This is a genomic window from Pseudomonas sp. MB-090624 (assembly GCF_003205245.1).
In the GTDB taxonomy this organism is placed as follows: domain Bacteria; phylum Pseudomonadota; class Gammaproteobacteria; order Pseudomonadales; family Pseudomonadaceae; genus Aquipseudomonas; species Aquipseudomonas juntendi.
Genome location: NZ_QJRK01000085.1, coordinates 1 through 12759, shown reverse-complemented (window position 1 = coordinate 12759; position 12759 = coordinate 1). Strand labels below are relative to the sequence as shown.

The following is a 12759-nucleotide window of genomic DNA, read 5'->3' as shown; positions in this document are numbered from 1 at the left end:
CCGCGCCGACACCCAGGGCGATCAGGCGATGGGCCAGGCGGTTGGCGCGGGCGTTGAGCTGGGCGTAGCTCAGGCGCACCTCGCCGAAGGCCAGCGCCGGGGCATCCGGGGTGCGCTGCACCTGGGCCTCGATCAGTTGCTGGATGCTCTGCTGCAGCGGGAAATGTTCAGCGGTGGCGTTCCAGGTGACCAGGGTGCGCTCGCGCTCGGCGGCCGCCAGCAATGGCAGTTCGGCCACCGGTTGGTGCGGTTGCTCGACGATGGCTTGCAGCAGGTTGATGAAGTGGGTGGACAGCCGCTCGATGGTCGAGCGCTCGAACAGGTCGGTGGCATACACCAACGAGGCCAGCATGCCCTCTTCGCTGTCGAACACATCCAAGGTCAGGTCGAACTGAGCGACACCGGTATCCCATTGCAGCCCTTCGACGCTCAAGGCATGCGCCTGTTGCGCGCCCTGGCCACGGCGTGCGCCGCTCTGGTAGTTGAACAGTGCCTGGAACAGCGGGCTGTGGCTGAGGTTGCGCTCCGGCGCCAGGGCCTCGACCAGTTGCTCGAACGGCAGGTCCTGGTAGGCCTGCGCCTCCAGCGCCGCCTGGCGCACCTGGCCCAGCAGCGCGGCAAAGGTCGCCTGCGGCGCGAACTCGGCCTTGAGCACCTGGGTGTTGACGAAGAAGCCGATCATGCCTTCGGTGCGGGCATGGTTGCGGTTGGCGATCGGCACACCGACACGGATGTCGGCCTGGCCGCTGTAGCGGTGCAGCAACGTCTGGTAAGCCGCCAGCAACAGCATGAACAGCGTCACCCCCTGTTGCCTGGCCAGTGCACGCAACGCCTGCTGCAGCTCACCGGGCAGGGCCAGCGTCAAACTGGCACCGGCTTGGCTGCGCATCGCCGGGCGCGGGTGATCCAGCGGCAGTTCGAGCACAGGCTGGGTGCCACCCAGGCGTTCGACCCAATAGGTCAGCTGCCGCTCACGCTCACCAGCGTCCATCCACTGGCGCTGCCAGGCGGCATAGTCAGCGTACTGGATCGGCAGCGGCGCAAGGCTCGGTGCCTGCCCCTGGTCAAAGGCGTCGTACAGGGCCACCAGTTCGTCGACCATGACCTGCATCGACACACCATCGCTGACGATGTGATGCATCACCAGCACCAGCACATGTTCATCGCGGCCCTGGCGCAACAGGCAGGCGCGCAGCAGCGGGCCCTGCGCGAGGTCGAACGGCCGTGCGACCTCCTGTTCCACCCGCGGCAGCAGCGCGGCATCGCTGGCATCGGCCAGCACCTGCAACGGCAGCTCGAAGGCATACGGCGCCTGTATCACCTGCTCGGTACGCCCCTGGGCATGCACGAACACCGTGCGCAGGCTCTCGTGCCGCGCCACCAGGTGTTCGAACGCCCGGCGCAGGGCTTCGACACGCAATGCCCCGCGCAGGCGCAGGGCCACCGGAATATGGTAGGCGGCGCTGTCCGGGGCCAGCTGCCAGAGGAACCACTGACGCTCCTGGGCATAGGACAAGGCCAGCGCCCGCGAGCGATCGGCCAGGCCGATGGCGGGAACCGCTGCGTTGGCAGACTCAGACAGCTGGGCGCAGAACGCTTGCAGGGTGCCATGCTCGAACAAGGTGCGCAGCGCCACCTCGACCTGCAAAGCGTGACGCACCCGGGCGACGACCTGAGTGGCCAGCAACGAATGACCACCCAGCTCGAAGAAGTGATCGTGCAAGCCCACCTGCGGCAGCTTGAGCACATCGGCCCAGATCGCCGCCACCGTCTGCTCCAGCGCGGTACGCGGTGGCTGGTGATCCTGTCGGGACTGACCGGCCTCAGGCTGGGGCAGCGCCTTGCGGTCAAGCTTGCCGTTGGGGGTCAGCGGCATGCTGGCAAGCGCCAGGACATGCGCCGGAACCATATAGTCCGGCAGCACGTCGCGCAGGCTCGCCCTGAGCGCGTCGCACCACGCGGCATCAGCCTGACCTGGCTGCGACGCCACCACATAACCGACCAACTGCTGGCCGCTCGGGCCTGGCCGGGCGACCACGGCGGCATCGCGCACACCCGCCTGGGCCAGCAGGCGGGCCTCGACTTCGCCCAGTTCAACGCGGAAACCGCGGATTTTTACCTGGTTGTCCACGCGCCCCTGGTAGTCGAACACGCCATCGCGGCGCTCGCGTACCAGGTCGCCACTGCGGTACAGGCGCGCGCCCGGCTCGCCGTGCGGGTCGGGCACGAAGCGCTCGGCGGTCATGCCCGGCCGGTCCAGGTAGCCACGGGCCAGCCCGTGGCCACCAAGGTACAGCTCACCCTGCAGGCCGGCTGGCAGCACGCTCAGGTCGGCGGCCAGCACGTAGGTGCGACGGTCGCCGATACGCGTGCCGATCGGTGCGTAGGCAGCGCCGCAGTCGGTCGCGCGGTCGGCTTTCCAGATCAGCGGGGTCACCACCGTCTCGGTCGGGCCGTAGCCGTTGATGATGTGCTCCGGCGCCAGGGCGGCATGCACGCGCTGGTAGCTGTCACGCGGCACCGCGTCGCCGCCGAAGCAGTAAATGCGCGCCTTCGGCGCCTGGCCATGCAGCTCGACGTGCTCGGCCATCTGCAACAGGTACGCTGGCGGGAACGCCGCCACGGTCACGCCGTGCTCACGCATGCGCGCGCAGGTCTGGCCTGGCTCCCAGAGGCTGTCATCCCGCACCAGCAGGCGGCTGCCGTGGGTCAACGCGGTGAGCCAGCGCTCATGAGCGCCGTCGAAGGCAAACGACATGAAGTGCAGCTCGCAATCGTCCTCGACCATGGCATAGCGCCGGCCGATGGCTTCGCAGTGCATCGCCAGCGGGCCGTGCTCGACGCACACCCCCTTGGGCTTGCCGGTGGAACCGGAGGTGTAGATCACATAGGCCAGGCTCTGCGGCTGCACGACTGTTCGCGGCGCATGGGTCGGCTGTGCGGCCAGGTCGAGCTGGTCGAGATAGAGGGCAGCCAACGCCGCCGGCAGCGGCAGTTGCCCGCGCAAGGTCGAGTCGCTGAGCAACAGGGCGATACCAGAGTCCTGCATCAGGTAGGCCAGGCGCTCGGCCGGATAGCTGGCGTCCAGCGGCACATAGGCGCCACCGGCCTTGAGCACGGCGAGCAAGGCCACGATCACCTGCGGCCCACGGGGCAAGGCCACGCCGACACGGATCTCGGCGCCTACGCCTTCGGCGACCAGGCGATGGGCCAGTTGGTTGGCCTGACGCTCCAGGCTGGCGAAGTCCAGCACCTGGTCACCGAACAGTACCGCTGGAGCATGAGGCCGGCGCGCGGCCTGGGCCGCGATGCGTTGGTGCACCAGCAAGCCGTCCTGCCATGGCTGCGGCGCGTTGGCCACGGCCAGAGCCTCTCGGGCCTGGCTATCGAGCAGGCTCAGGTTGCCCAAGGCCGTAGCGGGCGCCTGGCTGAACTGCTCCATCAGGCCGACCAGTTGCTGGTCCAGGCGGACAATGGCCGCCTCATCGAAATGGGCACGCATGAAGCTGTAGTGCAGCTCCAGGGTACCGCCCAGGTTCACGCCCAGGGTCAGCGGGTAGTTGGTCTGCTCGCGACTGTCGACGCTGCCGAAGCGCAGCTCCTGTGGCGCGCCACGCTCCAGGGCCTCGGCCACCGGGTAGTTCTCGAACACCAGCAGGCTGTCGAACAGCGCGTCACCGCCCTGCCCGGCCCAGCGCTGGATATCGAACAAGGGCGTGTGCTCATGCTCACGCAAGCCAAGGTTGAGCGCCTGCACTGCCTGCAGCCAGTCGGCCACGGACTGGGCCGGCTGTGGGGTGGCGATCACCGGCAGGGTATTGATGAACAGACCGATCTGCTGCTCGATACCCGGCAGCTCCAGCGGCCGGCCCGCCACAGTGGCGCCGAAGGCCACCGTGGCCTGCCCGCTGTAGCGCTGCAACAGCAGTAGCCAGGCTGCTTGCAGCAGGGTGTTGACAGTGACCTTCTGCTGGCGGGCGAAGGCTTCCAGGCGCAGCGTGCGCTCGGCGTCGACCAGCCGCACATGGCTGGCGTACCCGCTGCCAGGCTCGGCTTGCAGGCCCTGGGCCAAACGTGTGGGCGCCTCCAGCTCGGCCAGGCGCTCGCGCCAGAACGCTTCGCTGACCGCCGGATCCTGGCGCTGCAACCAGTCGATGTAGTCGCGGTAACGCCCGGCCTGGGCCGGCGCCTGGCCGGCATAACGCTGCAGCACTTCCCCCATCAACTGGGAGTTGCTCCAGCCGTCCATGAGAATGTGATGGTTGGTGTAGATCAGCTCGAAGCATTGCTCGCCGGTGCGCACCACGGTCATACGCAGCAACGGCGCCTCACGCAGGTCGAAACCACGTGCGCGCTCGGCCTCGGCCAGGGCGTCCAGGCGTGCGCCAGGCTCGGCCTCGGCATGCCAGTCGAGGTAGTCGAACGGCACCTGGACCTGGCGCTGGACGATCTGCAGCGGCTGGCCGATGTCACCTTCCCAGGCGAAGCGACTGCGCAGGATCGGCTGGGCATCGGCCGACGCCTGCCAGGCTGCACGGAAACGCTCGACCTGCAAGCCTTCCACGGTCACCCGCATTTGGTTGATATAGTCGCCGTTGCCCTGGCCATACAGGCTATGGAACAGCATGCCCTGTTGCATCGGCGACAACGGGTAGACATCCTCGACCGCGCGCGGATCGTCCAGCAACTGGTCGAGGTGCGCCTGATCCAGGCGTGCCAGCGGGAAGTCCGAGGGCGTGACACCGGCATGGTGCGGGTCGCAGCAATGGGCGATGAGCGCCTTCAGCTCGGCAGCGTAGTCATCGGCCAAGGCCTGGACCGTGGCCGCAGAGAACATCTCGTGGCTGTAGGTCCAGGCGATGGTCAGTTCACCACCGTAGACCTGCCCATTGAGCGTCAGCCAGTTGCCCAGCGGCGCCGCCGGGCTCTGCTCCTCGCCGCGCGGCTCGCCGACCGGGACGAACAGTGCACCCTGCTCGGCGTCGAAACTGCCATCGAACTGCCCCAGATAGTTGAAGGTGATACGCGGCACCGGCAACGCGGCAAGGCCGGCCTGCACCGCCGCATCGCCCAGGTGGCGGAGCATGCCGTAGCCGATGCCCTTGGCGGGGACGGCGCGCAGTTGCTCCTTGACCGCCTTGATCGAGCCTGCCAGGTCCTGCGCAGGCGTGAGGGCCAGCGGGAACAAGATAGTGAACCAGCCGACGGTGCGAGTCAGGTCGATGTCGTCGAACAGGTCTTCGCGGCCATGCCCTTCAAGTTGGATCAGCGCGGTGTGCTGCGCGCTCCAGCGGCACACCACCCGGGCCAGCGCGGTCAGCAGCAGGTCGTTGACCTGGGTGCGGTAAGCCGCCGGGGCCTGCTGCAGCAACTGCCGGGTGAGCTCGCTGTCCAGCCGCGTATGCAGGCTGCGGGCATGGCGGTTCTGCTGGCCGCCGGCCGGATTGGCGCACGGCAGGTCCTGCGGAGCATCGGCCAGCTGGCCTTGCCACCAGGCCAGCTCGCGCGCCATGGCGTCACTACAGGCGTGCTCCGCCAACCGCTCGGCCCAGGCCTTGTAGGCACTGGTTTTTGCCGGCAGCCGCACAGGCTGCTGCGCATCCAGTTGCGCGCAGGCCTGTTGCAGGTCCTCGAACAGCACGCGCCAGGACACGCCGTCGATGACCAGGTGGTGGATCACCAGCAGCAAGCGTTGGCTGCCGTCACCCATGCCGACCAGCACAGCACGCAGCAGCGGCCCTTCCAGGCTCAGGCTGCGTTGCGCCGCTTCACACAGTGCCAGCAGCGCGTCCTGGTCGGCGGCCTGCCGCTGCCAGAGCAGGTCCTTGGCCTGGCCAGGCTGACCGTGACTGGCCTGCCACTGCCCCTGCTCGCGGGTAAAGCGCAGGCGCAACGCATCGTGCTGCACCAGCAGAGCCTGCAAGGCCGCCTCGACGGTCGCCGCCTGCAAGACCCGAGTGGGACGCAGCAGCACTGACTGGTTCCAGTGGTGCGCCTGGTCGGTCACTTCGCCGAAGAACCACTGCTGTACCGGCAGCAGCGGCATGCCGCCCTGCACCGCGCCCTGGTCGATACGCGGCGCCGCGCCGCCCTCGCGCGCCACACGGGCCAGGCCCTGCACGGTCTGGTGCTGGAACAGCTGCTTGGGGGTGAAATGAATGCCGGCCTGACGGGCACGGCTGACCACCTGGATGGAAATGATCGAGTCGCCACCCAGCTCGAAGAAGTTGTCGCTCAAGCCGACCCGCTCCAGACGCAGCACCTCGGCCCAGACAGCAGCAATGCGCTGTTCCATTTCGCTTTGCGGGGCTACATAGGCCTGTTGCAGCAGGCTGGCATCCGCCGCCGGCAAGGCGCGGCGGTCGAGCTTGCCGTTGGCGGTCAGCGGCATGCGCTCGAGCAGCAGCAGGTGCGCTGGCACCATGTACTCCGGCAGGTCCTCGCGCAGCGCGGCCTTGACCGCCTCACGCCAGACCGCCTGGTCGGCCACCGCTTGCCCGGCCACCAGGTAGCCGACCAGCTGGGTGCCGCTCGGCCCCTCCTGGGCCAGCACCACGGCCTCACGCACCTGGGGCAGCGCCTGCAGCCGCGCCTGGATCTCGCCCAGCTCGATGCGGAAGCCACGGATCTTCACCTGATGGTCCATCCGCCCGACGTACTCGATCACCCCATCGGCGCGCCAGCGGGCCAGGTCGCCACTGCGGTACAGCCGCGCCCCGCTGTCGCCGAACGGGTCGGGAATGAAGCGCGTGGCGCTGAGCCCGGCGCGCTTGAGGTAGCCACGCGCCAGGCCCTGGCGGCCGACGTACAGCTCGCCGACACAGCCGGCAGCCACCGGGTTGAGGTCGCTGTCGAGCACGTACAGGCTCTGGTCCGGGATCGGCACGCCAATCGGGCTCGACGCGCCCTGCGCCAGGTCAGCCAGCGACAATGGACGGTAGGTCACGTGCACCGTGGTTTCGGTGATGCCGTACATGTTGACCAGTTGCGGCGCACGATCGCCGAAGCGCTCGAACCACGGGCGCAGGCTGCCGACCTCCAGCGCCTCGCCGCCAAATACCACGTAGCGCAGCTGCTGGTCGCTGCGCTGGCCTTCGGCGCAGGCCACCTGCATCAGCTGGCGGAACGCCGACGGCGTCTGGTTGAGCACGGTCACCTGCTGCTCGCACAGCAGTTGGTAGAAGGCCTCCGGCGAACGGCTGACATCCTGCGGCACGATCACCAGGCGGCCACCATGCAGCAAGGCGCCGAACAGCTCCCATACCGAGAAGTCGAAGGCATAGGAATGGAACAGCGTCCAGCAGTCCTGCGGGCCGAAGCCGAACCAGCCGTCCGTGGCCTCGAACAGGCGCAGCACGTTGCGGTGCGGCAGCAAGGTGCCCTTCGGCTTGCCGGTGGAGCCGGAGGTGTAGATGACATAGGCCAGGTTATCCAGGCCCACCGCGACGTTCGGGTTGACCTCGGCCAAGCCTGCGTCGTCGGTGTAGTCGGCGGCCAGGTCCAGCACCTGCACGTTCGCCGCCAGGCTCAGCCCGAGGTCGCCCTGGCCGAGCAGCAACTGCAGGCCGCTGTCCTCGATCATGTAGTGCAGGCGCTCCAGCGGGTAAGCCGGGTCCAGCGGCACGTAGGCGCCACCGGCCTTGAGGATGGCCAGCAGGCCGACCACCATCTCCAGCGAGCGCGGCGCGGCGAGGCCCACCAGCACGTCCGGGCCGACGCCTCGGGCGATCAGCGCATGGGCGACCTGGTTGGCCCGGCGGTTCAGCTCGGCATAGCTCAACTGTTCGCCTTCACAGACCAGCGCCGGCGCTTGCGGCGCGCGGGCCGCCTGGGCTTCGATCAGGCGATGCAGCGGCTGGCTCGGCGTGAACGTAGCCGGGGCGGTATTCCAGGCAGCCAGGGTGGCGGCACGTTCCGCCGCGCTCAGCATCGGCAACTCGCTGACGCGCGTGCCGGGGGCGCTGACGATACCTTCGAGCAACGCCTGCCAGTGGCCCGCCAGGCGCTCGATGGTGGTGCAGTCGAACAGGTCGGTCGCGTAGGTCAGCGACGCCCACAACTGCCCCTGCTCTTCATGGGTATCGAGCATCAGGTCGAATTGCGCGGTCTGGCTCTCCCAGTTCAGCGATTCCACTCGCAGGCCCGGCAGCTCATGGGCCTGCCGACCCTCGCCACGGTGCGCCTGGTGATTGAACAGCACCTGGAACAACGGGCTGTGGCTGAGGTTGCGCTCCGGTGCCAAGGCTTCGACCAGTTGCTCGAACGGCAGGTCCTGATGCTCCTGGGCCCCCAGCGCCGCCTCCTTGGTCTGTTGCAGCAATGTGGTGAACGGCGCCTGACCATCGACTTCGGCGCTGAGCACCTGGGTATTGACGAAGAAGCCGATCAGGCGCTCGGTCTCGGCGCGGTTGCGGTTGCCGATCGGCACGCCGACACGGATATCGCGCTGTCGGCTGTAGCGGTGCAACAGCGCCTGGAACGACGCCAGCAGGACCATGTACAGGGTCGCCCCTTGCTGCCGCGCCACCTCTTGCAAACCCTTGCCCAGCTCGGCCGACAGTTCGATATCCAGGCGTGCACCACGCCAGCTCTGCAGCGCTGGCCGCGGACGATCCAGCGGCAGCTCCAGCACCGGCTGCTCGCCGCCCAGGCGGGTGGTCCAGTAGGCCAATTGGCGCTCGCGCTCGCCAGCCTCCATCCATTGGCGCTGCCACAATGCATAGTCGGCGTACTGGATCGGCAGCGCCGGCAGCTCGGGCTGCTGGCCACGACTGAACGCGGCATAGCAGTCGATCAGCTCCTCGACCATCAACTGCATCGAGGCGCCGTCGGAAATGATGTGGTGCTGGGTCAATACCAGCACATGGTCTTCTTCGCTCAGCTGCAGCAAACGTGCGCGCAGCAACGGCCCTCCGCCCAGGTCGAAGAGCTCGGCGATCTCCGCCGCCACTGCCTGTTCCAGTTGCCCGGCATCGGGCAGTACCTGCACCGGCAGCGGCAGCGCGAACGGCGCACGAACCTGCTGCAGCAACTGCCCGTCGACCTCGACGAACACGCTGCGCAGTACTTCGTGACGCTCGATCAGCGTCGCGAAGCTGCGCTGCAGCGCGGCCATGTCCAGGGTGCCGCGCAAGCGCAGCGCCGTGGGGATGTGATACGCCGCGCTGTGCGGCTCCAGGTTCCATAGGAACCACTGACGTTCCTGGGCATAGGACAGCCGAAGGGGCTCGTTGGCATCACGCCGGAAAATCGGCGCGATGCCATAAAGATTGACCCCCTTCTGACTCAGCAGAATCGCCAAGGCTTTGCGCTTCTCGGAAGAAAGCGCGCTTACCGATTCGATTAGTTGCTGCATGCCGTGTCCTCACTAGGAAATCAGTTTTTCAAGATCATCGGCAGTTAGACGATTGAGGTCCTCCAAGGATTTAGCCAAAACATCGTGCAGTGGCTCGAGGGCAGGCTGCAGGGCCTGCAAAGCCACGCAGAAGTCTGCCAGGTCGCGGGCCAGGAACAGCGTCTTGACCGGCACTTCATGGCCCAGCGCGTCGCGCAGGCGCAGTACGACCTGGGTAGCCAGTAACGAATGGCCGCCAAGCTCGAAGAAGTTGTCGCTCAAGCCTACTTGCTCCAGTTCCAGCACCTGGGCCCAGATGCCTGCCACCTGCTGTTCAAGTTCAGTGACTGGCGCCACATACGCCTGTTGCAGCAGGCTGGCATCCGCCGCCGGCAAGGCACGGCGGTCGAGCTTGCCGTTGGCGGTCAGCGGCATGCGCTCGAGCAGCAGCAGGTGCGCCGGCACCATGTACTCCGGCAGGTCCTCGCGCAGCGCGGCCTTGACCGCCTCACGCCAGACCGCCTGGTCGGCCACCGCTTGCCCGGCCACCAGGTAGCCGACCAGCTGGGTGCCGCTCGGCCCCTCCTGGGCCAGCACCACGGCCTCACGCACCTGGGGCAGCGCCTGCAGCCGCGCCTGGATCTCGCCCAGCTCGATGCGGAAGCCACGGATCTTCACCTGATGGTCCATCCGCCCGACGTACTCGATCACCCCATCGGCGCGCCAGCGGGCCAGGTCGCCACTGCGGTACAGCCGCGCCCCGCTGTCGCCGAACGGGTCGGGAATGAAGCGCGTGGCGCTGAGCCCGGCGCGCTTGAGGTAGCCACGCGCCAGGCCCTGGCGGCCGACGTACAGCTCGCCGACACAGCCGGCAGCCACCGGGTTGAGGTCGCTGTCGAGCACGTACAGGCTCTGGTCCGGGATCGGCACGCCAATCGGGCTCGACGCGCCCTGCGCCAGGTCAGCCAGCGACAATGGACGGTAGGTCACGTGCACCGTGGTTTCGGTGATGCCGTACATGTTGACCAGTTGCGGCGCACGATCGCCGAAGCGCTCGAACCACGGGCGCAGGCTGCCGACCTCCAGCGCCTCGCCGCCAAATACCACGTAGCGCAGCTGCTGGTCGCTGCGCTGGCCTTCGGCGCAGGCCACCTGCATCAGCTGGCGGAACGCCGACGGCGTCTGGTTGAGCACGGTCACCTGCTGCTCGCACAGCAGTTGGTAGAAGGCCTCCGGCGAACGGCTGACATCCTGCGGCACGATCACCAGGCGGCCACCATGCAGCAAGGCGCCGAACAGCTCCCATACCGAGAAGTCGAAGGCATAGGAATGGAACAGCGTCCAGCAGTCCTGCGGGCCGAAGCCGAACCAGCCGTCCGTGGCCTCGAACAGGCGCAGCACGTTGCGGTGCGGCAGCAAGGTGCCCTTCGGCTTGCCGGTGGAGCCGGAGGTGTAGATGACATAGGCCAGGTTATCCAGGCCCACCGCGACGTTCGGGTTGACCTCGGCCAAGCCTGCGTCGTCGGTGTAGTCGGCGGCCAGGTCCAGCACCTGCACGTTCGCCGCCAGGCTCAGCCCGAGGTCGCCCTGGCCGAGCAGCAACTGCAGGCCGCTGTCCTCGATCATGTAGTGCAGGCGCTCCAGCGGGTAGGCCGGGTCCAGCGGCACGTAGGCGCCACCGGCCTTGAGGATGGCCAGCAGGCCGACCACCATCTCCAGCGAACGCGGTGCGGCCAGGCCTACCAGCACGTCCGGGCCGACGCCTTGGGCGATCAGCGCATGGGCGACCCGGTTGGCCCGGCGGTTCAGCTCGGCATAGCTCAACTGCTCGCCTTCGCAGACCAGCGCCGGCGCTTGCGGCGCGCGGGCCGCCTGGGCTTCGATCAGGCGATGCAGCGGCTGGCTCGGCGTGAACGTGGCCGGGGCACTATTCCAGGCCTGTACCGCAACCTGGCGTTGCTGGTCATCGAGCAATTGCAAGGCTTCGACAGGCACCTGCGCGCCGTGTTCGAGCATCTGCAGCAGCAAGTGACGCAGTTGCTGGCCGATCTGCTCGATGATCGCCGCGCTGAACGCCTGCCGGTCATAGCTGCAGCGCAGCGACAGGTTGTTTTCCAGGCCGACCACCAGGGTCAGCGGATAGTTGCTCTGTTCCTGTGTGCGCACCGGGCCAAAGCGCAGCCCCGAGGGCGAACCGCGCTCCAGGGCCTCGGCCACCGGGTAGTTTTCGAACACCAGCAGACTGTCGAACAGCGCGTCACCGCCCTGCCCGGCCCAGCGCTGGATGTCGAACAGTGGCGTGTGCTCGTGTTCGCGGATGCGCAGGTTGAGCGCCTGCAAATCGTCCAGCCAGTCGCCAAGCGCCTGCCCGGCGGTGCATGGCACGATCACCGGCAAGGTGTTGATGAACAGGCCGATCTGCTGCTCGATACCGGCCAGCTCGGCCGGTCGACCGGCCATGGTGGCGCCGAACGACACGCAGTCCTGGCCGACACGACGCTGCAGCAACAAGGCCCAGGCACCCTGCACCAAGGTGTTGACGGTGACCTTGCGCTCACGGGCGAAGCGGGCCAGGCGTGCAGTGGTCTGCGCATCGATAGAAAGGCTGTGCTCGGCGTAGCCTTCGACACCGACATGCTGACAGGTGCTGGCCAGGCGGGTGGGCGCTTGCAGTGCGGCCAGTTGCCCGCGCCAGAACGCTTCGCTCTGTGCTCGGTCCTGGCGCTGCAACCAGCCAATGTAGTCGCCAAAGCGGCCCGCCGCCTGCGTGGGCCGCTCGCCACAGTAGCGTTGCAGCACTTCACCCAGCAGTTGCGCATTGCTCCAGCCGTCCATGAGGATGTGATGGCTGGTGTAGACCAGTGCATGGCGGTCATCTTCCAGGCGCACCAGCACCAGGCGCAGCAATGGCGCCTGCAGTACATCGAAGCCGCGCCCACGTTCTTCGGCGGCCAGTGTCGGGAGCGCATGCGCCAGGTCATCACGGCCGCGCCAGTCCAGCTCGCTGAACGGCACACGGGCCTCGCGCAGCACTACCTGCACCGGTTGGGCCTGGTCGGCGGACCAGACGAAGACACAACGCAGGCTGTCATGAGCCTGGAGCACTGCGTTCCAGGCCGCCTCGAAGCGTGCCACATCCAGGCCTGCGACCTCGACCTGCATCTGGTTGATGTAGTCGCCGTCGCTCTCGCCGAACGTGGAATGGAACAGCATGCCCTGCTGCATCGGCGACAGTGGGTAGATGTCTTCGATTTCGGCCACCGCCACCGGCAGTGCGTCGAGTTGCGCCTGGCTCAGGCCCGCCAGCGGGAAGTCCGACGGCGTCAGCCCTTGCGGTGCCTGGCAGTGCTCGACCAGCGCCGCCAGCTCCGCCTCGTAGGCCCGCGCCAGCCGCTCGATGGTCGCGCGGGCGAACATCTGCCCGC

Annotated in this window: 2 protein-coding genes; both read right to left on the bottom strand. The window is 67.8% G+C overall.

Annotation, left to right across the window (positions count from 1 at the left end; genetic code table 11):
* Positions 1-9355 (bottom strand): non-ribosomal peptide synthetase (locus DMX12_RS28300; RefSeq protein ID WP_146226880.1); only part of this gene is annotated, 9355 nt, incomplete at its 3' end.
* A 12-nt stretch (positions 9356-9367) separates the two neighbouring features.
* Positions 9368-12759: non-ribosomal peptide synthetase (locus DMX12_RS28295; RefSeq protein ID WP_146226879.1), on the bottom strand; the 3392-nt coding region annotated here is incomplete at its 5' end.